The organism is Methanocaldococcus villosus KIN24-T80 (assembly GCF_000371805.1).
Taxonomy (GTDB): Archaea; AGJL01; Methanococci; order Methanococcales; family Methanocaldococcaceae; genus Methanocaldococcus; species Methanocaldococcus villosus.
This window is the reverse complement of sequence record NZ_AQUK01000001.1, coordinates 252,871-278,876: the sequence shown is the minus strand read 5'-3', so window position 1 is coordinate 278,876 and position 26,006 is coordinate 252,871. Positions and strand designations below refer to the sequence as shown.

Here is a 26,006-nt window from a genome sequence, read left to right as displayed (position 1 = left end):
CCCAACTAAATTGATTGAGCCGCGCATAGGTCCCCATCCTTATTTGGTGTCTGGACACCTTACCGAGCCCTCGGGCGATTAGTACCGGCGGGCTGAACGCCTCGGCCAAAAAGGCCTCGGCGCTTACACCCCCGGCCTATCAACCCGCTCTTCTAGCGGAGCCCTCGTCCCCTTTACGGGGAATGGCCGCCTATTTTCGGGGAGGGTTTCGGGCTTAGATGCCTTCAGCCCTTATCCCTTAGCGCGTAGCTGCCCGGCGATGCCCTGCCGGACAACCGGTAGACCAGAGGCGCCGGCGGCTCGTTCCTCTCGTACTAGAGCCACCTTCCCCTCAGGCGGCCAACACCCCCAGCAGATAGCAACCAACCTGTCTCACGACGGTTTAAACCCAGCTCACGATCCCCTTTAATGGGCGAACAGCCCCACCCTTGGGCCCTGCTGCAGGCCCAGGATGGGAAGAACCGACATCGATGTAGCAAGCCGCGGGGTCGATATGGGCTCTTGCCCGCGACAACTCTGTTATCCCCGGGGTAGCTTTTCTGTTATCCCTGGCCCCCATCGGTGAGGCACAGGGGTTCGCTAGGCCCGGCTTTCGCCTCTCGGTCGGCCTCTTTTACCGACCGAGTCAGGCCGGCTTTTGCCCTTGCACTCAACGGCGGAGTTCTGACCCGCCTGAGCCGACCTTTGGGCCCCCCTGATGCCTTTTCAGGGGGGTGCCGCCCCAGCCAAACTGCCCACCTACCGGTGTCCCCGCTTACGCGGGTTAGGGACGTGGCCATGGGTGGGTGGTGTCCCATGGGCGGCTCCACCACCCCCGGAGGGGTGGCTTCGACGCCTCCCACCTACGCTGTGCACCCACGGCCACGCCCCAACGGCAGGCTGCAGTAAAGCTCCACGGGGTCTTCGCTTCCCGCTGGGGGTCTCCGGCCTTTGCACCGGAAAGGTAGGTTCACCGGGATCCGGCCCGGGACAGTGGGGGTCTCGTTACGCCATTCATGCAGGTCGGAACTTACCCGACAAGGAATTTCGCTACCTTAAGAGGGTTATAGTTACCCCCGCCGTTTACCGGCGCTTCGCCCGGTTGTACCCGGGTTTCACGTACCGGCACTGGGCAGGCGTCGGCCCTGGTACACACCCTTACGGGCTAGCCAGGACCTGTGTTTTTATTAAACAGTCGGACCCCCCTGGTCACTGCGACCTGCGGTCCCCTCATAAAGAGAAGACCGCAGGCACCCCTTCTCCCGAAGTTACGGGGCCAATTTGCCGACTTCCCTGGGCCGGATTACCCCGACACGCCTTAGGATACTCGCCTAGGGGCACCTGTGTCGGTTCTGGGTACGGTCACCGGGGATCCTTGCCAGCTCCCTTTTCACGGGCTCCAGGGCTCAGCCGAACCCTCCAAAAGGAGGGCCCATCACGCTTTTGCCCGGTTCTCGCCATTACGGCACTCCCCGGGCTTATGCGCTTGGCCACCCTGGCAAGGGTGGTCGGCCTACCCCGAAGCGTCGGGAGCTGGCCTTGCGTTGCCGCACGTACCCCGGTGGCGCCGGAATATTAACCGGCTTCCCTTTCCCCCCTAGGGAATTACCCCGGGGGTTAGGACCGGCTAACCCACCGCTGACGACCATAGCGGTGGAAACCTTGCCCCTTCGGCGGTGGGGATTTTCACCCCACTTTGCTGTTACTACTGCCGGGATTCTCGTTCCCGCGTGGTCCACCCCTGCTCACGCAGAGGCTTCTACCCACGCGGGACGCCCCCCTACCGGATCATCCCTTTTCGGGATGCCCCCGGGTCTCGGCGGCCGGCTTAGCCCCCGTTATCTTCGGGGCCCCCGACCTCGACGGGTGAGCTGTTACGCACTCTTTAAAGGATGGCTGCTTCTAAGCCAACCTCCCCGCTGTCTTAGGCCGGGGACACCCTTCTCATTTACACTTAGCCGGCACTTAGGGGCCTTAACCCGGGTCCGGGTTGTTCCCCTCTCGGACGTACGGCTTACCCGTACGCCCTCACTCGGGGGCTAAGGCGATGACGGGTTCGGAGTTGGACAGGGTGCCGAGGGCTTTCGCCCCCAAACACCCTATCCGTGGCTCTACCCCGCCATCTACCTAACCCCCGGCTGTCCTGCGGGACATTTCGGGGGGAACCAGCTATCTCCGGGCTCGATTGGCTTTTCACCCCTAGGCCGGGGTCAGAGGAGCACTTTGCATTGTAACACCCCTGCGGGCCTCCACCCCTCTGATGAGGGGCTTCACCCTGCCCCGGCCTAGATCGCCCGGTTTCGGGTCGTACGGGTGTGACTCCGGGCCCTTTCGGACCCCGCCCCTCGGCAGAGCCTGCGGGCATGTCGGTTTCCCTACGCCTCCGGGGTTAAACCCCTTAGGCTCGCCACACCCGTACACTCCCCGGCCCGTTTTTCGAAACGGACGGCACGACCCCGGCATACCCCTCCTCGTACTCCTCCCTCGCGGGAGTTTCCTTCGGAGGGGTTACCTTAAGGGCCGTGCCATTCTGTCCCCACCTGGTTTCAGGCTCTTTTCACCCCCCGCTAGGGGTGCTTTTCAGCTTTCCCTCACGGTACTAGTGCGCTATCGGTCTCGGGACGTATTTAGGGTTGGAGGCCTAATGTCCCCCAGCTTCCCGCGCGATATCCAACGCACGGTACTCAGGGACAGCCCAGGATCCATGTTGGTTACGCCTACGGGGCTTTCACCCTCTATGGCGCCCCATTCCAGGGGACTTCGGCTTCCCAACATGGATCCATTATGGGCTGCCCTGCAACTCCACATCTCCCTTCCCTTACGGGAAGGGATTCGGTTTGCCCTATGCCGGTTTCGGTCGCCCCTACTCCCGGCATCTCGGTTGATTTCTTTTCCTGCGGGTACTCGGATGTTTCTTTTCCCCGCGTTCCCGCTCCCTAATGGGAGCGCCCCAAATGGGGCAGGAAGTCCCATTCGGGGATCCCGGGTTCTACGGCTGCCTGCGCCTCCCCCGGGCTTATCGCAGCTTGCCACGCCCTTCCTCGGCGCCCGAGCCGAGCCATCCACCAGGTGGGGTTACGGCTCGGTAAGGTGTCCAGATTTCACCTTAAGGATGGGGACCTATGCGCGGCTCTCATCTATATCGAGCCCTTCACCCACAACCCTAATGAGTTGTGGGCTGCATAAAAAAATAATTTGGTGGACCCGGAGGGATTTGAACCCTCGGCCTCCGGCTTGCAAGGCCGGCGCTCTCCCAGCTGAGCTACGGGCCCACATCCTTCTGAGGCAAGCCCACGACTGGTTTTTAGTGCCCTGCAGCAACCAGCTTTTTTCTCGGGAGGTGATCCAGCCGCAGGTTCCCCTACGGCTACCTTGTTACGACTTCGCCCCCCTCGCCGGACCCAGGTTCGACCCACCCCTTAACGGAATGGGCCTCACCTGGACCCGACTCGGGTGGCGTGACGGGCGGTGTGTGCAAGGAGCAGGGACGCATTCACCGCGCCATGGTGAGGCGCGATTACTACGGATTCCGGCTTCACGAGGGCGAGTTACAGCCCTCGATCCGAACTAAGGCCGGGTTTAGGGGATTCGCTCCCCCTTTCGGGGTCGCGTCCCATTGTCCCGGCCATTGTAGCCCGCGTGTAGCCCAGGGGATTCGGGGCATGCGGACCTGTCGTTGCCCGCACCTTCCTCCGGCTTTGCGCCGGCGGTCCCCCATGAGTGCCCTCCCCCCGGAGGGGGAGATGGCAACATGGGGCACGGGTCTCGCTCGTTACCTGACTTAACAGGACGCCTCACGGTACGAGCTGACGACGGCCATGCACCACCTCTCGGCTCGTCTGGCAAGGTCGTCAACCTGGCCTTCATCCTGCCGTCGCCCCTGGTGAGATTCCCGGCGTTGAATCCAATTAAACCGCAGGCTCCACCCGTTGTAGTGCTCCCCCGCCAATTCCTTTAAGTTTCAGTCTTGCGACCGTACTCCCCAGGCGGCGGACTTAACGGCTTCCCTTCGGCACCGCGCCAGCCCGAAGCTGACGCGACACCTAGTCCGCAGCGTTTACAGCCGGGACTACCCGGGTATCTAATCCGGTTTGCTCCCCCGGCCTTCGTCCCTCACCGTCGGACCCGTTCCAGCCGGGCGCCTTCGCCACAGGTGGTCCCCCAGGGATCAACGCATTTCACCGCTACCCCTGGGGTACCCCCGGCCTCTCCCGGTCCCAAGCCCAGCAGTATCCCCGCCAGCCCCACGGTTAAGCCGTGGGATTTAAGCAGGGACTTACTGGGCCGGCTACGGACGCTTTAGGCCCAATAACAGTGGCCACCACTTGGGCCGCCGGTCTTACCGCGGCTGCTGGCACCGGACTTGCCCAGCCCTTATTCCCGGAGCTGTTAACACTCCGGAAAAGCCCTGGCAGAGCCAGGGCACTCGGGGTCCCCTGGTCGGGCTTTCGCCCATTGCCAAGGTTTCGCGCCTGCTGCGCCCCGTAGGGCCTGGACCCGTGTCTCAGTGTCCATCTCCGGGCTCCCCCTCTCAGGGCCCGTAGGGATCGTAGGCTTGGTGGGCCGTTACCCCACCAACTACCTAATCCCCCGCAGCCCCATCCTCGGGCGGGCCTAAAGGCCCTTTCGGGGAGGGATCATTCCAGACCTCCTCCCCTATGGGGGATTAGCCTCAGTTTCCCGAGGTTATCCCCCACCCGAGGGTAGGTTAGCCACGTGTTACTGAGCCGTGCGCCGGTGGCGTTCCAAAAGGAACGCCCCCTTGACTCGCATGGCTTAGTCGGACCCCGATAGCAGTGGCCTCCGGCAGGATCAACCGGAATTAAATGGGAGCACGGTCGCAAGAAAGGATCAACCTTGAGCTGGTTGCTGCAGGGTTTCACCACCAGTCGTGGGCTTGCCTCAGTCCCGATCCGAGAAGGATCGGGAACGCATCTCAACTGCATCTTATAGGCTAGTAGTGTATATTGAATTGTTTTTAGGTTTAGAACAAATGATATTATAAATTATATAATTTAATTATTTTTTTATATTCAAATCATCTAATGTATTTATATTTATAAATATGTTTCCAAAAATTTCAGCATCTATAAATAAAGGCTTAGATCTTTTTATTAAATTTCTCAATGATAAATTCTTCCCTTCTAAAATAATATTCTCAATCTCTTTTAAACAGTCTCTCCTATAAAGAGCAAAAAGAGGTTCAATGTATCCATTTTTATGTTTTGGAATGATGATATTATATTTATTATCTATAAAGTTTATTAGCTTTTTAATAGCTTCCTGTGTAATGAAAGGAGCATCACATGGTAAAGCTAAAAACCATTCTTTTTCTAAAACCCTCATTCCTACTAACAATCCCATAAGAGGTCCTTTATTTTCTATTAGATCAAAACTAACAATATAAGATTTTCTTATAAATTCTCTTTCCTTTTTAGTATTTATTGGATTTTTAGCAAAAACTATAACATAAGGGATGTTTAAAGACATTAAAAGATCTACTGGATAGTCCAATAGACACTTTCCATTAAAAATTTTAAATGGTTTTTCCCCACCAATCCTCTTCCCTTCCCCTCCAGCCAACACTATAGCACCTATAATACAAACCACCTTTAATTTATAATCTCTCCCTCAAAAGCTATACTTGGAGATATAAGGTGTCCTCTTTGTTCACTATCATTTAAAGGAATTGCATTTTTAAATAGTTTAAAAATATTTCCACTGAAAAGCCCTTTCTTCAATCCAATTATTTCTCCTTTTTTGTATAAATAAGAATTTTTTATTTCAATAGAAAAATCTCCTGTTATTGGATTAGAGGTGTGAGCTCCAATAATGTCATTTATGTAAACATATTCATCAAAATCATTCTTTTCCTTCTCTTCAATAATAAAGTTTGTTGGAGCTATCGATGGTAGTGTACTATAACCTCTTGAACAGTTACTTGTAGATTCTTTACTTTCAACATTAGCCCTTTTAATATCATACAAATAACTTTTTAAAACTCCATTTTCAACTAAAACAGTTCTTTGACTTTTTACACCTTCAGCATCACATTTCTCTGAATATAATGCATAATCTAAAGAGTTATCATCTACAATAGTTATATTCTTACTAAACACTTCTTCTCCTAATTTATCCTTTAAATAACTTCTATTTCTTTGAACATTCTCAGCTGAAAAGGCAGGATATAGGGTATAATATAGAAGATTGGAAAGGGCTCTTGGTGACAATATTATTATCCCTTTGTATCTAATTTTCTTACCATTAGCTGAATTTTTTGCTAACTCTACAGCTCTCTCACTAACTTCTCTTGTATTAAATAATTTATGATCTGTCTTATATTCATAAGCAGTTTCTCCATTTAACATTATAGATATATTTGCTGAAAAAAATGTCTGTCTTTCTTCAACATCTAAACCATAAGAATTTATTAATCTAAAATATGATATAGATTTATATACACCCCCACTTAAAATATTAGCATTAATCTCTTTCATCTCTAATAATCTATCCAACAATTCCTCTTCTGTTAAATTACATACTTCTTTGTTAAATAATCCCTTAGGCTCTTTATATTTATCAGGCTCAGCCAAAGATGAGTACTCATCATAAACTAAGTTTTTCATAGCTTTCTTTAATAATTCTTCATTTAAAACATTTCCATATGCAAAACCAACTTTATTATTTTTCAAAACTCTAATACCATAACCTATAGAACTGTGATATTCAAAACTATCTACATTCTCTCCATCTAACTCTACTCCAACAGAAACTCCTTTCTGCATAAATATTTCAACATCATAACCATATTTTTCTCCTAATTTCACAATATCCATAATATCACAGGTGGTAGTTTTGATAGAACAGATATTTATTGCCACAGTTATTATAATTTTTGGAGTTATATTAGTTAAGATTATTAATTATATCTTAAAGAATTGGGTAAAAAATATTGTTATTAATACAAAAACTAAATTAGATGACATTCTATTAGATGCCATAAGATTACCATTGGCGGTAATTATTTTATCATATTCAATATTATTAGCCCTTCACATACTAGGGATATCTTTTAAAATTCTTACCATTTTAGATAAAACTATAAGAGCTATAGCAATAATTTCAGCAACATACTTTTTTGTTAAATTTACTGATGGTATTTTTAAATACTATATAATCCCTGCAGTTGAAAAAACAGAAATGGAATTTGATGATCATGTGATAAAACCTTTGAACAAGATTATTAAAATATTTATTATAACTATTGGAATCTTAACTGCTCTAAGTGCAGTAGGGTATGATATAACAGCATTATTAGCAAGTTTAGGGATAGGAGGTTTGGCTTTAGCATTGGCTATGCAAGATACAATAAAGAATTTCATTGCAGGAGTTTTACTACTCTTTGATAAACCATTTTCATTGGGACATTGGGTTAAAGTTGATGGAGTTGAAGGAATTGTTGAAGAAGTAGGGATTAGAAGTGTTAGAATAAGAACTTTTGATTATACACTTATAACAATACCTAACTCAAAGCTATTAGAGAGTAATATTGAAAATCTAACAGTTAGGGATAGAAGGAGAGTGTTAATGACTATTGGGCTTACATACAATACAAGCTGTGAAAAGATAAAAAAAGCAAAAGAGATTATAATAAAAACTTTAGAAGAACATAGGGCAACTCTTCCACCATATAGAGTTCATTTTGTTGAATATGGAGATTGGAGTTTAAATTTAAGAGTGGAATATTTTGTCAGAAATTTAGGGTTTGATTACTATTTAAATACTATTGAAGAGGTTAATTTAAAAATTAAAGAAGAATTTGAAAAAGAAGGAATAGAATTTGCCTATCCAACATATTCTATTTATTTAGAAAAGAATCAATAATCTCTAAATAATATTTTTTTAACTCTTCTTTAAATTCCTTTAAATCTAAATAGTAAGCCTTATGATCTTCTAAATACATAGCCCTATCAGCAACAGCTGTTAATAAGTCTAGAGAAGAGGTAGTTATTATAAATGTACTTTCTCCAAGCTTCTCTCTTTCATAAGCTATAATTTCAGCTAGAGATTTAACACCTTCAAATTTCCTACTTAATACACCACTAACTAAAAGATTAACAGCTGAATTATCTTCATCTATTAAAATAATGTCTCTTTTATTTTTAATAGCCTTCTGTATTTGGTATGCCATATACATTGATCCTGAAGCAGTTCCATATACAGCTTTAGGAGAACCTCTAATACCCTTTGGCAGCTTTTGGAAAAATAAACTTATATCCTCCCCATTCATTTCCATAGAACCTGTTGTAGCTTTTATTAAATTTCTAACAGTTATAATAAACTCCCTACCATCTCCTATAATATGATCATCCTGCCCACTTTCAATAGCCTGCAACATTGTAGTTTTTCCCTGAGCATTTCTACCAGTTATAACAAATACTTCCTTCCTTTTTATTCCTAAACCTTCGACAACTCTATATTTTAACTCAATCTCAATAGGTTTTAACTCTTTAGGACATACAAATGGAATATTTATTTCCTTAGGACCTGCTATCCTATAATGTTTTCTTACTTCAGTGTATTTTCTAGCAGGTTTTGAATCATTAGCTATAAAAGAAACTAAATTAAGCTCTTTTAGTTTTTCTCTTAAGAATTTTTGATCTATTATATTTTTTGCTTCATCTATTAGAATATTTAAATTTATATTTTTTATCAATCTTTCTAAACCATAACCTATCTCATCTATTTTCTCAGCTATAACCTTCTCATCCCTCTCTTTAAATACCATTCTTAATAAAAGGTAAATCTTATTACCATCAATATAATTATAATCATCAGCTCTCCAAAGATCACTACCTATATTTAATGTACAATTAACCACTGTTAAAGGTTCATACAAACTTCTATATCTCTTACCAAAATATCCTGCTAATGGTAAAAATCTCTTTTTATTTATTATTTCACTTTTTATTTCTTCTATAACTCTCTGTGTAGCTCCTTCAATACCATCCTTATAATCTGATAATTTTAGAAACTTTTCATTCTCAAAAACAAATGGTAAAACAACCTTAATGTTACCATCAGGCTGTTTTACAGCATAATAAATTTTATTTTTATTAGCTTTTGTTATTAATCTATTATCTAAAAATGGGCATGTTATATGACTTAGAATACTATCTATCATAATATCATCATATATGTGTGTATTACAGCAGGTATGCAGCCAATAGCTGTACATGTTTCTAATGAAATTCTCTTCTCAGTTATATCTAAGTGATATTTAACTTCATCAAAAATCTTCTTTGGTAAACCATGTCTTCCAAGGCCTATATATATTCCTACAGGCTTTTTTCTTAATATATAAGCAATATCTTTAGCAGTTACTAATTTCTTTTCTTCAGGTTTTGATGTAGAAGCTACTGGGATCCCAAACTGCGGTAAAAATTTATCTACTATAAAAAATCTATTTTTATCTATAAGCTTCTCTAAATACTCTCCAGAGTTTCCTATAGTAGTTTTTAAATTTCTTATATCTTCCATACTACATGGAAATTCCATTATGGCCAAATTACAGTCAAATGCATAACATATAGGGGCTGCTCTTGCTATAGCCCTTTTATGAGCTTCATGCCATCTTGTCTTATCATATGAGTTATATAAAATAATAGTTAATCTCTTCATGACAATAACCTTTTATATTTATTTAGAACATTTAAAATATTAAGGTGATATTTATGAGATACCCTGCTGTTGCAGGAATGTTTTATCCTTCTAATCCTCATGAGCTAATAGAAATGATAGAACATTGCTACATGCATAGACTTGGCCCAAAAGACATGCCTTCTCTTGGATGTTATGAAAAACCCATTGGATTGATATGCCCACATGCAGGTTATGTTTATTCTGGCCCTATTAAGGCTCATTCTTACTATGCACTGTCAAAAAGATCAGACCCTATGGAGGAAACCACAGTTGTCATTCTTGGGCCGAATCATACTGGTTTAGGATCAGGAGTAAGTGTTATGGATGATGTTTGGAAGACCCCTTTGGGAGAGGTTGAAGCAGATAAAGAATTTGTAAATTTGTTATGGAGGGAATGTGAAATCATTGATTTAGATGAAACTGCACATCTAAATGAACATTCTATTGAGGTTCAACTACCATTCTTACAGCACTTAGAGATGTTAAATATAATAAAATTTAAAATAGTGCCCATATGTATGATGTTTCAAGACTATGAGACAGCTGTTGAAGTGGGTTATTTTATTGCTAAAATTGCAGAAGAGCTAAATAGAAGGGTAGTTATTATAGCTTCAACTGATCTATCTCACTATGAGCCACAAGAAATAGCTAATAAGAAGGATATGATTGTAATAAGAGATATACTCAATATGGATGAAAAGCAGTTGTATGAGGATGTTGTAAATTATAACATATCAATGTGTGGATATGGGCCAGCAATAGCCATGATGAGAGCTATGAAAGAGCTTGGATATGGTGAAGCTAGATTATTGGCTTATGCAACTTCTGGAGATGTATCAGGAGATTATTCTGCTGTTGTAGGTTATTCTTCTATAATTGTTGAATAAAAATTTTTATCATTTATAATTTGTTCATTTAAATATATTTGGTGAGATTTTGATAACAGATATTTTAATAATCGGAGGAGGGGGTGCAGCTTTAAGAGCTGCTGTAGAATGTAAAGGAGATGTAATTATAGCTGTAAAAGGGCTTTTAGGAAAAAGTGGCTGTACAGTAATGGCTGAAGGAGGATATAATGCAGTTTTTGACCCAAAAGATAGTTTTAAAATGCATTTTTATGACACTATTAAAGGAGGATGCTTTATAAATAATCCAAAATTGGTAGAAATTCTTGTTAAGAATGCTCCAAAAGAGTTAATAAATTTAGAGAAATTTGGAGCATTGTTTGATAGAAGTGGTAATAAAATAGCTCAGAGACCATTTGGAGGACAATCATTTCCAAGAACTTGTTACTGTGGAGATAGAACAGGGCATGAGATCATTAGAGCACTTTTGGAGTATTTATCAAGATTTGAAAGAATCAAAGTTTTAGAAGATGTTATGGCTATTAAATTGATAGTTGAGGATAATAGATGTTATGGAGCAGTTTTTTTGGATTTAATTAGTGGCAATATCTTTCCTATATTTGCTAAGGCTACAATATTAGCTACTGGTGGAGCAGGAAATATCTATAAAATAACATCAAATGCTAAACAGAAAACTGGAGATGGTTTTGCTTTAGCTTATGATGAAGGAGCTTCTTTAATAGATATGGAAATGGTCCAATTTCATCCAACAGGAATTGTAGGGAAAGGGATTTTAGTGACTGAAGCTGTAAGAGGGGAAGGAGGTAGGTTATATAATAAATTTGGAGAAAGATTTATGGAAAGATATGATGAAAGATTAGAACTAGCTACAAGAGATGTTGTAGCAAGAGCAATATATAGGGAAATTATAGAAGGGAGAGGAGTTAATGGAGGTGTGTATTTAGATGTTACTCATTTACCAAAAGATGTGATAGAGAGAAAATTAGAAACTACATTTAAACAGTTTTTAAGATTTGGGATAGATATTAGAAAAGAACCAATGATAGTTTCTCCAACAGCTCATCACTTTATGGGAGGAATTAAAATAAATGAGAGATGTGAAACAGACATCTCTGGACTTTATGCCTGTGGTGAAGTTGCTGGAGGTATCCATGGTGCTAACAGACTGGGGGGGAATGCTTTAGCAGATACTCAAGTCTTTGGAGCTATAGCTGGAAAGGAGGCTAGTAAATATGCTGAAAATTGTGAAATAGAAGTTTTTGATGTTGATATTAGTTATCCTAGTGGTGATATTAACCCTATGGAATTAATTGATAGACTTAGAGAAATCATGTGGAAATATGTATCATTAATTAGAAATAAAGAAGGATTGGAAAAGGCAAAAAGTGAAATAAATGAAATAGGAAAATATTTAGATGAAATAAATACAAGCTCACCTCTTTATTTACAAAAATATTTTGAATTAAAAAATATGATAACAGTTTCAAAGTTAGTTATAGATTCAGCACTGTATAGAAAAGAGAGTAGGGGAGCACATTATAGAGAGGATTATCCAGAAACTAAAGATGAATGGAGGGGTAATATAATAATTAAAGGAAATAAGATTAGATTTGAAAAATTGGAATATGATGTTGATGAATATATTAAAAATCTTTGATTTTAGTAAATTATATATAGTAGGAAATAGGAATATTATTTCCATAATATATTATATTAATTGGGGGAAAATATGGATGTCGATAAGGCAATAGAATATATAAGAAAATATAATGTTAAATTTATAAGATTTCAGTTTGTAGATATTCTAGGATTTCCAAAAAATGTAGCATATCCTGTTAAAGCTGGAGAAAAAGGAATAGAAGAATTAAAAGAAATCTTTGAGAACGGAGTTTGGTTTGATGGTTCATCAATAAAAGGATTTGTTGGAATAGAAGAATCAGATATGCTTTTAAAACCTGATTTAAATACAATTTCTGTTCTTCCTTGGAGACCAGAGGAGAAGAGTGTTGCAAGAGTAATTTGTGATGTTTATAGGAATGAAAAACACCCATTTGAAGGAGATCCAAGAAGTAGATTAAGAATTTTGTTAGATGAATTAAAGAAAGAGATGAATGGAGAATTCTTTGTTGGGCCTGAACCAGAGTTTTTCTTATTAAGAAGAGATCCACACAATCCACACAGGTGGATTCCTGCAGATAGTGGAGGATATTTTGATGTAGAACCATTAGATGAAGCTCCTGACATTAGAAGAGATATTGTTTTAGCACTAGAAAATCTAGGTTTCCATGTTGAAGCTTCTCATCATGAAGTAGCTCCAGGACAACACGAAGTTGATTTTAAATTTGATCATGCTCTAAAAACTGCAGATAGTGTTGTCACATTTAAGATGACAATTAAGAATATAGCAAAGAAACATGGATTAAGAGCAACATTTATGCCAAAACCATTCTATGGAATGAATGGTAATGGTATGCACTGTCACCAAAGTGTATGGTTTAATGGAGAACCATCTTTCTATGATCCAAATGGACCATATAATGGATTGTCTGAAACATGTTTAAGCTATATAGCAGGAATATTAGAACATGCTAAAGCTCTTGTTGCTATAACAAATCCAACAGTTAATTCATACAAAAGATTAGTTCCAGGATATGAAGCTCCTGTAAATATAGCATGGGCAAACAAGAACAGATCAGCTATTATAAGAGTTCCAGCTGCAAGAGGAAAAGCTACAAGAATTGAATTTAGAGCTCCAGATCCAACATGTAATCCATACTTAGCCTTTGCCTGTATGTTAGCTGCAGGATTAGATGGAATCAAGAGAAAATTAACACCTCCAGAACCTGTTGAAAGAAACATATTTAGAATGAGTGAAGAAGAGAAAAAAGCTCTTGGAATAGAGTCAGTTCCAGCTAGCTTAAAAGAGGCTTTAGATCACTTAGAATGTGATGAAGTGTTACAAAAAGCTTTAGGAGATTATATATATGAGAAATGGTTAGAAATTAAAAGATGTGAGTGGGACTGCTACAGAACAGCAGTAACTGACTGGGAGGTTAATAATTACTTAATCTATTAATATCTCTCTATCAAATGTCCTTACAATTACATTTTTTATATATTTTCTAGCTAATTTACCTAAATTTATTAACTCTTTTTCATTTGGTGGAGATATTTTTTTAAGAGAGGTGTCATAAGCATCTTTTGGATCAAACTGTTGAATGGCATAAAGATCACAGTCTTTAACAGTTTTAGCAATCTCTTCTATATCTTTTTCATTTAAATATTTTGGAACAAATGTGGTTCTACATTCTACAAAAACTTTATTTTTACACATTTTTATTATTTCCAAAATCTTCTCTTTTATATTTCCATCATATTTTACAAATTCTTTATATCTACTAAAAGAACATTTAACATCTATTGCTATATAATCAATATAATCTAACATCTCCCTAACTACATTAGGATTAGAACCATTGGTATCTAATTTAACAGAAAATCCTCTCTCTTTAAAAAATTTAGCTAAATCTACTACATCTCTTTGTAATGTAGGCTCTCCTCCAGATATAACAACTGCATCAGCAAATAAAAAATCAATATTGTCAAAAATCTCCTCTATGCTCATCTCTTTACCATTTTCTAATACATATTTTAGATTATGACAATATGGACATCTCATATTACAACCAGATAAAAAAATAACTGATGCACACTTTTTTGGATAGTCTATAGTTGATAAATCAACAATGCCTGCTACTCTCATTTTTATCACTCAAAATATAGTAATTTTGGAAAATCTAAAGCTTTTGCATACTCATCCTCTAATCCATAATAAACCTTACCCCTTTTAATATCTAACAATATCAATGAAATTTTGTCTTTTAAAACATTATTTATAAAATACTCTGAATTTAAAACATATATTGCCCTTTCATCAAATCCTACTGAAGAAGCTACAACCACTATAACCTTTTTAAAATTGTTATTAAAATTTAATCTTTTTAAAATGTTTAACAAATCTTTTAAACTGATAAGATTGTTTTTACAAACACAGTATAATAATATTTTTGATCTTTTTATAGGTAAGGGTTTTTTCTCTTCTAAAATAGCTAAGATTTTATTTTTATCATCAATATATTTTATTTTATATTTTTTATTTTCAATTTTAGACAAACCATTTTCTATCATATCATTTAATTTTTCTTTTATTTTTCTATAAAACCATTTTCTATAACATTCTAAATCAAAATTAATTTCTTTATTCTTTAATAGTTTTTTACAATCTTCTATACCATTACATTTTAAAAACTCTACAAACCATGGATCTTTTAATGCATAAACTAAGGCTTCATCAATTTTTGATTTATATAAAAGCCATTTTTCATAAATATATTCTTTTAATATAGGATTTTTAATACCTTTTAACAATTCTCCCATTCTATAAGATATCTTATTTACATATTCTTTTAAAACATACAATATCTCATTATTATTCTTTTCTTTTATAGCTTTAATAATGTCATTTACACTATAACCTTCAATAGGTTTTAGTTTTAATAGGTATTCAACTGCTTTAAGCTCACTATCATTATATTTATATATTTCAGGGAATGGTTCATTATTGTAATAGAATGAGAAAGCAATAACAGATAATGTCCATTCAAAATATTTTTTTATTTCTTTATCTAAGTCAGGAAAGTAGATATAATCTTTTTTTAAATATTTTTTATAAGCTTCTTTAAGATTTTCCCAAAGCTTTAATCTTACATTATAGGGAATATCAACTATAGAAAACCTCGCATAATTTACTTTAATAACATTATTATTTAATTTTTTAAAAATCTCAACTAGTTCTTCATCATTAATAGGCATAATTTCACTATAAAATTTTATATAAATAATAATAAATTATCTTATTATAAAAACTTTATTTTTAATAAAGTAAAGTTTACCACTTATGTACATAACCTATATCTTTTAGCTCTTTTCCATCTATATATTGTCCATTTTCAATAATTTTTCCTATTTTATTGACCTTCACATGTTTTTTTACTTTATTTAATTTATCTGTTGTAAATAATATTTCAAACTCTTCTCCACTGTTTAAAGCTACTTTTATAGGATCTAAATTAAATTCATCACAGAAAGATAAAACATCTTCAGGTATAGATTTTAATAATTTATCTCCATAGATTTCAAAGTTTTTAAAATATCTTATTTCTTTAGCTAACCCATCAGATATATCACAAGCTCCATGTAAAAATTCTTTCACATCAAGTATTTCCATTCTTGCCACAGGTTTTCTAAGCTTTTCCATAATATTTTTATATTTTTCAGCATAATTTAAAAACTCTTTATAACTAATTTTCCCTTTTTTATATAAATTATATAAATATATAGAACAATAAACCCTTCCAATATCATTTGTCACAGCTATATCATCATTAATTTTCCCTTCTCTAAATAAAGGTTTATTTGTTATTCCTATAGCAAATCCAGAAAGTATCAGATCTCCCTTAACAGTATCTCCACCAACAATAGGACAATTATAATGTTTAGAATAGTCACTTAAACCCCTATAAAGTTCATATATAAATTTCTCATCTCTATCAACAGCTAGGGATAATAAAAAAGCTAATGGTTCAGCACCCATTGCTAATAAATCTGAAACATTTGCTGTCAATATCCTAGCTCCAATTTCATATGCTGATAGTATTTCAGGAATATGTGTTTCTCTTAACATCATATCAGAAGTTAAGATTATATATTTTTTCCCAATTTTTAAAACAGCTCCATCATCATCAATACCTTTTACAACATAGTCTCTTTTAAAGTTTAATAAACTCTTAGCAATTTCTATAACTTTTATTTCATCCATTATCTATCACTTAAGCAGTTTGTAGATATATTGTATCTTTTTATTATATTAACTTTATTTTATATTTGTAAATAAAAATTCTTATATACTTAATAAATTCCTTATGAAGTTATTTCCTACCTCTTAGATAAATTAGACGAAAATCTTCGGTTTTCGTTGCTCGCTTGCTACGCAAGCGACAACCTGAAAGAATTCGTTGAATAGCACAACCAAAATAAAACTACACCGTTTATTAAGTTTTAAAACCCATACGAAGTATACTTCGAAAATACCAAATGCAATAAAAAGGTGATAACATGAACATGAACAACGAAATAATTTCAGGATATAACAATAATTTACTAACAAAAAAGAATAATTTAATTTATTCTACTTTTGTATATAAGTAAGAAGCTAAGATTACTGTTATTGGCACGGTCATAACTACTCCAATACTTCCAGCTAAACTAGCTAATACCTCTGATGCTATAATATTGTAGCTAAATATTATTTCCATTGGGGTATTTTTAATAATGAAATAAAGTATTGGAGCCATTAATGAGCCTACATAAACTAATATTAATGTATTTGCCATAGTACCCATTATATCTCTACCTATATTCATACCACTTTTAAACATTTCTTTAAAGCTTATATCTGGCTTATGTCTTTTTAATTCATACAATCCTGAAGATATATCAATAGAAACATCCATAATTGCTCCTAAAGATGCTAATAATATGGAAGATATAAATACTCCATAAAAATCTAAATAGTGTCCTGAAAATAATATCATTTCTACAAATTCAGAAAATCCTCCTGGAGGTAAATTCATAAGATTTATTCCAATATAACCAACAATTCCACTAATAACTACTCCAAATATTGCCCCTAATGCTGAACATATGGCTTTTTTATTAAATCCACATAGTATAAAATATGATATAAATACAATTAATAATATTATAATAATAGTTAGAGTTATTGGAGGGGTTCCATTAGCAATATTTGGTAATAAAATATAATATATCACTACCACTGTAAAAATTAATGATAATACTGTTTTAAAACCATTAAACCCACCTATTAAAAATAATAATCCTAAAAATAATATTGAAAACATGATTATCCAAAAAACTCTATCATAGGCTAAATATATTGGAGTGTTATCTTTATAAACTACAACTACATGATCTCCTTTTTTAAAATAATTATCAAGTAAAAAATTGCCTCTTAATACATTATTAAACTTTATTATATTACCACTAACATTAACATAAACTATTTGAAACCCTATTTTGATTGGAGCAGTATAATCAATGTTATCATATGTCTTTATCACAACACCTTTTTTAATAGAATAATCATTTTTATAGTTATAGTTAATAACTACCAAAATAACTGATAACAATAAAATAGCAAACAAAAAAATAATATATATTTTATTTTTCAAACTATCACCTAATTTCTATAATTATATTTAAACAGTGATTTTCTGCATCAAATGAGATTCCACATATGTAACCATTTTCATTAGCTATTACTTTTTTATTTTTAAAATATCCTAAAAATTCACCTTTTTTTATAAAGTCTCCCACATTTTTATTAAATTCTGTAGCATCAACTCTATAAATTTTTAGTTTACCCATAAACTATCACCAAAAAAATAGAAAAAAGAAATTATCCCCAAACTTCCTTAATTTTTTCTGGAACTTCTGTGTTGTCATAAAATCCATTAAATATCTCTGAATTTGGTCCAATAGCATAAACAGGAACAGGTACAGCTGTATGAGCAAATGATGCCCATCCTATATGTGCCCTTCTACTTTCTATTTCAGATAAAGCAAATCCTGCCCAATTTCTAACATATTTATTTATTTTTGGATATTTACTTAAGAGATAGCTATCATTTATTTTTGAAGTTGGTGACTTTTTAAATAACAATGCCTTCTCATCATCTGTTAGTTCAATTCCCCAATGTTCTTTAATTAGTCTTAAAATGTTTTCTTTTGTAGAATTTTTTGATATTTCTTTGATCATATATTCTATACTTGCATTAATATTTTTCAATGCTGTAATGTTTGCATAATACTCTGTACCAGTTCCTACACTCATTCCTGCAGTTTCATGATCTGCTGTAACTACAATCAATGTATCAGGATGCTTTTTTTGGAAATCTAAAGCTACTTTAACAGCATTATCAAAAGCTATTGTATCCATTATTTCACTTTTTGCATCATGGGCATGACAGGCATGATCTATTCTACCTCCTTCAACCATCAAAAAGAACCCTTTTGGATTTTTCTCAAGAATTTTTAATGCCATTTCAGTCATTTCTGCTAATGAAGGTTGATCTTTATATTTATCTATATTTTCCCTATCTACTTCATAAGCCATATGTGATTTTGCAAAAAGTCCTATAATTTTATTGGTTTTATTGATATCAATATTTTCTAATTCTTTTTTATTAAACACAACTACATATCCCTTCTTTTTAAATTCTTCAATAAGATTTTTATTATCCTTTCTTTTACTATCCTTCATATCTTTTGGTATGAAATATTCTAAACCTCCTCCAAAAGCAACAGTTGGCTCAAACTCTAATAGTTGTTCAGCTATCTCATCTTCTTCCTCTCTACTTTTAACATGAGCATAAACAGAGGCAGGAGTAGCATGAGTTATTCTTGTTGTAGTTACAATTCCAACAGATTTTCCCATTTTTTTAGCCAATTCACCAAGAGTTTTTTTAGGAATGGAGCCATCAGGTTTCATATTAATCATTCCATTGTATGTCTTATATCCTGACAATAATGCTGTTCCTGCAGCAGCAGAATCTGTAATTTCAGAGCTCTCTGAATAAGTTGTTATTAAACCTTTATTTTTAAATTTGGTTAGTATTACTAAATTACCATTCTCAACTTCTTGCTTGTACCTTTCTGCAATATATGCTTGAGTGACACCCATACCATCTCCAATCAATAGAATTACATTTTTAACTTTATGTTTGGACTCATTTGAGCCTATTTTAGAGAAGGAAACTTCTTTAATGTAGGTGTTAGTATTTTGAGTAATTCCCTCTGAATTTGCCTTATTAACACATCCACATAACATTATTCCAAATATTAGTCCAAATATAATCAATGTTGCGGATATTTTTTTCATATTTTTACACCTCCAACAATTTACAAACTATAATTTCATATATCAAGTATATATGTTTTTCTATTGAGAATAAAAATTCATAAAATATGAACTAATATAAAAAATAAAAAGATTAATTTGATTTTCTCCACAAAATATATTTTTGAATTTTTTTGTTTATTGTTTTGTTATCACCAAATTCATTTAAATTAGCAATTTTTTATTTTTCCATGGTTTTTGTAAATAACGTACTATAATTATTATAAAAAGTGTAGCAAGTAAAAAGGCAGGTAGCTGCTTTATGTTAAAATTTCCACTATAGATTGAATATATTATTAGAGATAATAAAGCAATATATGATATTATTATAAAATACAAATAATGCTTTTTTGGAAATATAAACATAGTATATCCCTCAATAAAAACTATAATGATAAAGTGCAAAACTACTTAAACTATTTAAAAATTAATAAAGACAATATTATATCCTTCCAAATATAAAGAACCATTAAAAACCAAACTAATATCAAAATATATCCTTCTTTTTTTCTTAATTTATATTTGGAGATAGGATAAAATGCCTTAACTCCTGCAGGGGTTATTGAATCTCCAACAATGTGAGATAAGTAACCTACAGCAACAGGTAAAATATATGAAAGGTTTCCACTAACTAATGAATGTGGCTTTAAAATATCCAAAACAATCCATCCAAATATAGCAATAATCAAAATCTTACCTAATAGCTTTTCATTAACAACCATCAACAAAACAATAATTCCTGCTAATACTGGAGAAAATATAGTTAATTTCAATGCCAAAAATCCTAAAATCACTGAAACTAAAATTAATGTCCAAAATGTATGTGTTATCCCCCTATGGTTTGCAAAATATGGGATAAGATAAATTAAAAGAACAGAAACAGATAAGATAAATAAATCTAAATTAAAATATTCTTTTTTAAAATAATAGATTAAGATATTTATTAAAACCAAACCTAAAGATATATAAATTCCCCTCTTAACAATATCTTCCTTAACATCATGGTCTAAATCAGGATACAATGCTCCTGCTAAAGCTAAAAATATCTGTTCTGGAGAAGAGATGAAAGGTAATCCAAATACAAGTCCTAAAATTGTATGTCCTTTCCAATCCATTTTGATCACAATTAATTTTAAAAACACAAAAAATAAAACCATAATATATTTAATAAATAAAAGTGGCGATGATGAAAAGAGGGTTATCTGACGTATGATGATACTTACCCGATCTGAGCCATTTTAAATTTTTATAATTTTTTCTCAATAATAATTCCTTCTTTTAACTTATTGATTTCCTCTTCAGATAAAGTTTCTTCCTCAACACCTTCTCCAATAATAGCACTATGCCCTAATGGATCAGTTAGTATTAATGTAGCTTTTTCTTTTCCTTCTTTTATTCTTTTTATTTTTTCTTTTATTTCTTCTATTCTTTTTTTCTGTTCTTCTGAATCTGCCCATCTGTATAGTGTATCTAATATATTATTTACTCTCTCCAAAACCCCTTCAACATTACTTACAAACCCTTCAGCTAATGGTCCAGGAGTAATTTCCACTCCAAGCTCAGGAATTTCTATATATCCTGAAGAGCTTCTAACAACCCTTTTGCATAAATCTCTTTCATCTTTTATAGTTAATTTATATCTTTTAGGCTCCCTAACCTCTAATGGAAAAACATCACTTCTTTTAAAGTTGCATTTTTCACATATCATAGTAGTTTCTAAAACAGGGCCAAAATATGGAATTTCAAATTGATTAGTGATAATAACAAAACTATTCTTAGCTCCACAAACAGGGCAATCTATTCTCTGCTCCATTCATTCACCTTTAAATAAATGTCTATGGGATTTATTAACATGTTTTGTGTATGCTTTAGAATCTTTAAAAACCCTTCCACATCTTGGACATACTAAAAATTTTCCATATCTACTCTCTATCTTTTTAGCTTTCAATCTCATGTTACTTCACCCCATAAGGTATTTAATACAATAATTATAAAATTATTTATGAGATAAGAATATAAATATAAAAATTTTTCTGTGATAATATGAAACTGTTTTATCCAAAATCTGTAGCAGTAATAGGAGCTACAAAAAAAGAAGGAAAAGTAGGTTATGCCATATTAAAGAATCTATTAAAATTTAATGGGAAGATTTATCCTGTTAATCCAAAGTATGATAATATCTTCAATCTAAAATGTTATAAATCTGTTTTAGATATTGATGATGAAATAGATTTAGCAATAATTGCTGTTCCTAATGTAGCAGTTCCACAGGTGTTAGAAGAGTGTGGGAAAAAAGGAATAAAATATGCTGTTATAATTTCAGCAGGATTTTCTGAAGTGGGTAATTATGAATTAGAAGAGGAAGTAAAAAATATAATAAAAAAATATGGTATTAGGGTCATTGGGCCTAATTGCTTAGGAATAATGAATACACATATAAATTTAAATGCAACATTTTCTAAGATTTTTCCTCCAAAGGGAGGAGTGTCTATTGTATCTCAAAGTGGAGCAGTTTTAAATGCTATACTGGATATTGCTCCTCTATTAAATATAGGTTTCTCTAAAGTTGTTAGTTTAGGAAATAAAATAGATATCCAAGAGAGTGACTTGTTAGAATATTTTTTAGAAGATGATGATACAGAAATTATTGTTCTTTATATAGAAGGATTAAAAGATAAAAGGTTTTTAAAAGTAGCTAAAAAAGTTGCAAAGAAAAAACCAATTATTGTTCTAAAAGCTGGAAGATCTGAAGAAGGAAAGAGAGCTGCCAAATCACATACAGGCTCACTTGCTGGAGATGATGTAGTTTATGACACCGCATTTAAAGAAGCAGGTATTATTAGAGCTAAAACTTTTGAAGAACTTATTGATCTCATTCACATATTTTCTACTCAACCAATAATGGAAAAGAATGAAATAGGTGTTATAACTAATGCTGGAGGTTTTGGGGTTTTAGCAGCAGATGCTTGTGCAGATCATAACTTAAAATTGGCAAATTTTGAAAAAAGTACTATAGAAAAACTAAAAGAAGTGCTTCCAGAAACTGCAAATATAACTAATCCACTAGACATTATTGGAGATGCTACACCTGAGAGATATGAAAAAGCTACAAAGATACTATTGGAGGATAAAAATATTCATGGACTTTTAGTAATATTAACTCCTCAAGAAATGACAGAACCATTAAAAGTAGCTGAAATATTAGCTAATCTTAAAAGAGATAAGCCATTAATAACATCATTTGTTGGAGGAGTGTCAGTTAAAGGAGCTAAAAGTTATCTAAGAAAGCATGGAATTCCTGCATATATAACCCCTGAAAATGGAATAAAGGCTCTATCATATTTATATAAATATAGCCTAATAAAGGTTAAAGAAGACTATGATCCTTATTTAGATAAGATTGAAAAAGAATTTTTAAAAATATATGAAGAAAATAAGGAGATTATAAAATCTTTATTAGATAGACCAAATGAGTATAAAGCTAAACAGTTATTAAAACTGTATGGTTTTGACATACCTAAAGGATACTTAGCAAAAAGTAAATATGAAGCTATAGAGTATGCTAAAAAGTTTAAAAAAGTAGTTTTAAAAATAGTCTCTCCTCAAATATTACATAAAACAGAAGCTCATGGAGTTATTATAAATCCTGATGATGTAGGAGAAGCTTATGATATGTTAATAAAAAATGCCTTAGAGTATGGAAAGAGGAAGAATATTAATGTAGAAATAGAAGGAGTTTTAGTGGAAGAGTTTATAGATGGAGATAAAGTTGAGTTAATAATTGGTGGTAAGAGAGATGAGATATTTGGACCAGTAATTATGGTTGGTTTAGGAGGAGTTTTTGTAGAAGTTCTAAAAGATGTAGCATTTGGAATATACCCTATTACAAAAGATTTTGCTCATGAAATGTTGAAAAGTTTAAAATCATATAAGATACTAGAAGGTGTTAGAGGTAGGGAAGGAAAAGATATAGATTATATAATAGAAACTTTAATGAAAATAAGTGTATTTATGAATATTCACAAAGAGATAAAAGAGTTAGATTTAAACCCTATATTTGTATTTAAAAAAGGAGGCTGTATTGCTGATGCAAGAATAATTTGTTAAGTTGATAGGATATGAGAAAGACAAAAATATTAATTACACTTGGACCTTCTATAGAGAATTGTTTAGATAAGGCTGTAAATTTAATAGATGGTGTTAGATTTAATATGTCACATGCTAATATCAATTATTGTATGAAATTTTTAAAGTTTTTAAATAAACATAATATAGCCAAACTTATGGATTTGAAAGGAATAAAAATAAGGATAAAAAGAACTAAAAAGAAATTTTTAAAAGAAAATGAAATTGTTGAAATTGGTGAAGATCTTGAATTCAATTATGATGTAAATATGAAATCTGGTGATAGAATAATAATAAATGATGGTAAAGTGGTTTTAGAAGTTATTGAAGATAATAAGGCTGTAGTAATTGTTGGAGGGGAAGTAAGAGAAAATATGGGTGCCAATTTCCCAGACAGTGATATAGAAGCTGAAATAATAAGTGATGAAGATAGGGAAAATATAAGATTCGCATGTGATGAAGAGTTTGAATATATAGCATTATCTTTTGTTAGGGATAAGGAAGATGTTAAATTATTAAGAGATTATATAAATGATTTTAAAGGAGATTGTGATATTATAGCAAAAATAGAAACAAAAAAAGCTTTAAAAAATTTAGAAAATATAGCTAAAAATAGTGATGGATTAATGGTAGCTAGGGGAGATTTAGGTGTGGAGATAGATATTGAATATATCCCCATTGAACAAAAAAGGATAATTGAAACAGCTAATAGATTTGGAATTATATCTATAACAGCTACACAAATATTAGATTCTATGGTAAATAACCCATATCCTACAAGAGCAGAGGTAACAGATATAGCTAATGCTATTTATGATGGAACTGACTGTTTAATGCTGTCTAATGAAACAGCTATAGGGAAATATCCTTTAAAAGCTATAGAGGTTTTAAATAAGGTTGCTGAAGTAGCTGACAAACATGAAGAATTTATAAGAAAAACTGATTTAGATGTTTTTAATGTTGAAGAGGGTTTAGCATATGCAGTTTCATCATTATATAAAAAATTGCCTATAAAACTAACAATAACTCCTACATATTCAGGTAGAACAGCAAAAATTATATCTAAGCTAAGAAAGAGAATAATTGCCCCTACACCTAATATAAATACATTAAGAAAGTTAAAGTTAGTTTATGGTGTTGAGAGTTGTTTAATGGAAGAGTTCAATAATATTGATAATATAATATCTGCATGTAGGGAAATAGCTAAAAAGGAGATAGGAAGTGGATTATATTTATTGGTGTTTGGACATCCAATAGGTGAGAGAAAATCAAATACAATAAAAGTTGAATCTATATAAGCTTTAAAAAATCTTTTGAATTAGCAACAATAATATCATATCTCTTTTTATGATCAAGTTCTAAATTTAATGTTTCTTTTTTCTTATTAACTATTATTGCTCCAGCCTCTTTACATATTATATATGAGGAAGCTATATCTACCAATCTAACTTTTGGCCTTAAATCTAAGCATGCATCTATAGCTCCTCTAGCTACTAAACACATTTCTAATCCAAAAGCTCCAAGCATTCTAACTCTTTTAGCATTTATATTTATATTTTCAGCATAAATACAGACACTTATATTATTAGGATCAAATTCCTTAATCTTAATTCTTTTATTATTTAAATAAGCCCCTTTTCCTGTGTAGGCTTCATAAATATGTTTATTAATAAAATCATATGTTAGCCCATAATATGGTTTATCATTTTTAAATACAGCAAAACAGAAAGCAAAAAAAGGAATGCCTATTTTAAAATTAAAAGAACCATCTATTGGGTCAATAACAACAGTCCATTCACTACCATTATCTATTTTTCCAATCTCTTCACTAATTATATTCACATCATTTAAATATTTTAATGCTATATCTTCACTTATTTTATCAAAAATACTAGTTTCATCCCCATATATATTTTTATCAATAACTTTCCCTCTTTTTCCATAATAAGGCATAACTTCCTTTTCTACTTCTTTAATAATTTTTTTACCCAATTCATCCCACATTTTCTCATCTCTTCTTTTATTTTTAAATAAGTAATGGGTATCCAAAACATTAAGGAGAGGATGTTAAACACTATAATTGGATAATCCATTTTTAAGATTCCATATATAAGCCATAGAGATAACCCAGTAGTGAAGGTTAAAACAAATGTCAGTGAAATACTACTAAGATCTCTTTCCCTAATAGACTTTATTAACTGAGGTAATGAAGCAAATGTGGTTAATGTTCCTGCAATGTATCCTACTATATCAAAATCCATATAAGTCACCTAATTTATTAAGTATTTTGGGTGATT

21 protein-coding genes, 1 tRNA gene, 2 rRNA genes and 1 pseudogene are annotated in these 26,006 nt (G+C 34.7%); 7 read left to right on the top strand and 18 right to left on the bottom strand.

Translation table 11 applies throughout. From position 1 onward, the window contains the following. Positions 1-58 precede the first annotated feature (58 nt). The 5 genes from METVI_RS0101570 to METVI_RS0101550 form a co-directional block, all read right to left on the bottom strand. Positions 59-3,069 (bottom strand): 23S ribosomal RNA (locus METVI_RS0101570). A 106-nt stretch (positions 3,070-3,175) separates the two neighbouring features. Next, positions 3,176-3,251: transfer RNA gene (locus METVI_RS0101565), tRNA-Ala, on the bottom strand. A gap of 63 nt (positions 3,252-3,314) precedes the next feature. Next, positions 3,315-4,802, bottom strand: a 16S ribosomal RNA gene (locus tag METVI_RS0101560). The 16S and 23S rRNA genes sit together here with 1 tRNA gene alongside, the layout of an rRNA operon. 196 nt (positions 4,803-4,998) lie before the next feature. Further along, positions 4,999-5,565: a molybdenum cofactor guanylyltransferase gene (gene mobA, locus METVI_RS0101555; RefSeq protein WP_017980952.1), complete on the bottom strand. Its 567-nt coding sequence runs from the start codon at positions 5,563-5,565 to the stop codon at positions 4,999-5,001. A gap of 26 nt (positions 5,566-5,591) precedes the next feature. After that, on the bottom strand, positions 5,592-6,815 hold the full coding sequence (locus tag METVI_RS0101550) for a TldD/PmbA family protein (protein WP_004592260.1): 1,224 nt from the start codon (positions 6,813-6,815) through the stop codon (positions 5,592-5,594). Positions 6,816-6,834: 19 nt separating this feature from the next. On the opposite strand from METVI_RS0101550, the gene METVI_RS0101545 reads away from it, so the two are divergent. After that, complete coding sequence (locus tag METVI_RS0101545) at positions 6,835-7,863, top strand: mechanosensitive ion channel family protein (RefSeq protein ID WP_004592261.1); 1,029 nt, start codon at positions 6,835-6,837, stop codon at positions 7,861-7,863. On the opposite strand, the gene METVI_RS0101540 is transcribed toward METVI_RS0101545, so the two are convergent. Both METVI_RS0101540 and METVI_RS0101535 read right to left on the bottom strand, forming a co-directional pair. Continuing rightward, positions 7,838-9,163, bottom strand: coding sequence for a P-loop domain-containing protein (locus tag METVI_RS0101540; protein WP_004592262.1), 1,326 nt, complete (start codon positions 9,161-9,163; stop codon positions 7,838-7,840). The genes METVI_RS0101545 and METVI_RS0101540 overlap by 26 nt on opposite strands. Further along, the gene (locus METVI_RS0101535; RefSeq protein ID WP_004592263.1) at positions 9,160-9,660 is read right to left on the bottom strand and encodes a DUF531 domain-containing protein; all 501 of its coding nucleotides are present in this window, start codon (positions 9,658-9,660) and stop codon (positions 9,160-9,162) included. The genes METVI_RS0101540 and METVI_RS0101535 overlap by 4 nt, the downstream gene beginning before the upstream one ends. A gap of 53 nt (positions 9,661-9,713) precedes the next feature. Between METVI_RS0101535 and amrB the strand changes: the two genes are divergently transcribed. From amrB to glnA, 3 genes are all read left to right on the top strand, one after another. After that, entirely contained in the window at positions 9,714-10,568 is an 855-nt protein-coding gene (gene amrB / locus METVI_RS0101530; RefSeq protein WP_017980951.1) for an AmmeMemoRadiSam system protein B, read from the top strand. Positions 10,569-10,617: 49 nt separating this feature from the next. Next, complete coding sequence (gene tfrA, locus METVI_RS0101525; protein WP_004592264.1) at positions 10,618-12,204, top strand: fumarate reductase (CoM/CoB) subunit TfrA; 1,587 nt, start codon at positions 10,618-10,620, stop codon at positions 12,202-12,204. Positions 12,205-12,276: 72 nt separating this feature from the next. Next, positions 12,277-13,623, top strand: coding sequence for a type I glutamate--ammonia ligase (gene glnA / locus METVI_RS0101520; protein ID WP_004592265.1), 1,347 nt, complete (start codon positions 12,277-12,279; stop codon positions 13,621-13,623). On the opposite strand, the gene METVI_RS0101515 is transcribed toward glnA, so the two are convergent. From METVI_RS0101515 to METVI_RS0101505, 3 genes are all read right to left on the bottom strand, one after another. After that, entirely contained in the window at positions 13,612-14,310 is a 699-nt protein-coding gene (locus tag METVI_RS0101515) for an anaerobic ribonucleoside-triphosphate reductase activating protein (RefSeq protein WP_004592266.1), read from the bottom strand. The two genes, glnA and METVI_RS0101515, sit on opposite strands and share 12 nt — an antisense overlap. Before the next feature lie 5 nt (positions 14,311-14,315). Next, positions 14,316-15,419: a hypothetical protein gene (locus METVI_RS0101510; RefSeq protein WP_004592267.1), complete on the bottom strand. Its 1,104-nt coding sequence runs from the start codon at positions 15,417-15,419 to the stop codon at positions 14,316-14,318. 76 nt (positions 15,420-15,495) lie between these two features. Continuing rightward, positions 15,496-16,425 carry a thiamine-phosphate kinase gene (locus tag METVI_RS0101505; RefSeq protein WP_004592268.1) on the bottom strand — a complete coding sequence of 310 codons (930 nt, stop codon included), beginning with the start codon at positions 16,423-16,425 and terminating at the stop codon, positions 15,496-15,498. 177 nt (positions 16,426-16,602) lie between these two features. Between METVI_RS0101505 and METVI_RS07435 the strand changes: the two are divergent. Next, positions 16,603-16,725: pseudogene (locus tag METVI_RS07435) on the top strand (IS481 family transposase); the annotation flags it as partial. A 64-nt stretch (positions 16,726-16,789) separates the two neighbouring features. On the opposite strand, the gene METVI_RS0101495 reads toward METVI_RS07435, so the two are convergent. The 6 genes from METVI_RS0101495 to METVI_RS0101465 all read right to left on the bottom strand — a co-directional run bounded on the left by METVI_RS0101495 (position 16,790) and on the right by METVI_RS0101465 (position 21,538). Continuing rightward, the gene (locus tag METVI_RS0101495; RefSeq protein WP_004593331.1) at positions 16,790-17,857 is read right to left on the bottom strand and encodes a YibE/F family protein; all 1,068 of its coding nucleotides are present in this window, start codon (positions 17,855-17,857) and stop codon (positions 16,790-16,792) included. Positions 17,858-17,861: 4 nt separating this feature from the next. Next, positions 17,862-18,053, bottom strand: a complete 192-nt coding sequence (locus METVI_RS0101490) for a hypothetical protein (protein ID WP_004593333.1) — start codon at positions 18,051-18,053, stop codon at positions 17,862-17,864. Positions 18,054-18,084: 31 nt separating this feature from the next. After that, complete coding sequence (locus METVI_RS0101485) at positions 18,085-19,566, bottom strand: alkaline phosphatase (RefSeq protein ID WP_004593336.1); 1,482 nt, start codon at positions 19,564-19,566, stop codon at positions 18,085-18,087. Between the two features lie 434 nt (positions 19,567-20,000). Continuing rightward, on the bottom strand, positions 20,001-20,699 hold the full coding sequence (locus tag METVI_RS0101475; protein WP_004593338.1) for a metal-dependent hydrolase: 699 nt from the start codon (positions 20,697-20,699) through the stop codon (positions 20,001-20,003). 131 nt (positions 20,700-20,830) lie between these two features. Further along, on the bottom strand, positions 20,831-21,397 hold the full coding sequence (locus tag METVI_RS0101470; RefSeq protein WP_004593340.1) for a ZPR1 zinc finger domain-containing protein: 567 nt from the start codon (positions 21,395-21,397) through the stop codon (positions 20,831-20,833). Next, positions 21,398-21,538 carry a C2H2-type zinc finger protein gene (locus METVI_RS0101465; RefSeq protein WP_004593342.1) on the bottom strand — a complete coding sequence of 47 codons (141 nt, stop codon included), beginning with the start codon at positions 21,536-21,538 and terminating at the stop codon, positions 21,398-21,400. A gap of 89 nt (positions 21,539-21,627) precedes the next feature. Here METVI_RS0101465 and acs point away from each other — a divergent pair, with 89 nt between their 5' ends. Next, positions 21,628-23,691: an acetate--CoA ligase alpha subunit gene (acs, locus tag METVI_RS0101460; RefSeq protein ID WP_004593344.1), complete on the top strand. Its 2,064-nt coding sequence runs from the start codon at positions 21,628-21,630 to the stop codon at positions 23,689-23,691. Between the two features lie 11 nt (positions 23,692-23,702). Next, entirely contained in the window at positions 23,703-25,007 is a 1,305-nt protein-coding gene (gene pyk, locus METVI_RS0101455) for a pyruvate kinase (protein WP_004593345.1), read from the top strand. On the opposite strand, the gene METVI_RS0101450 is transcribed toward pyk, so the two are convergent. Beyond that, positions 25,000-25,713: a bifunctional fructose-bisphosphatase/inositol-phosphate phosphatase gene (locus METVI_RS0101450; protein ID WP_017980948.1), complete on the bottom strand. Its 714-nt coding sequence runs from the start codon at positions 25,711-25,713 to the stop codon at positions 25,000-25,002. The two genes, pyk and METVI_RS0101450, sit on opposite strands and share 8 nt — an antisense overlap. Then, positions 25,674-25,970 (bottom strand): SemiSWEET transporter, encoded by a 297-nt coding sequence (locus METVI_RS0101445; protein ID WP_004593349.1) that lies wholly within the window; start codon positions 25,968-25,970, stop codon positions 25,674-25,676. Before METVI_RS0101445 ends, METVI_RS0101450 begins: the two co-directional genes overlap by 40 nt. Between the last annotated feature and the right edge of the window lie 36 nt (positions 25,971-26,006).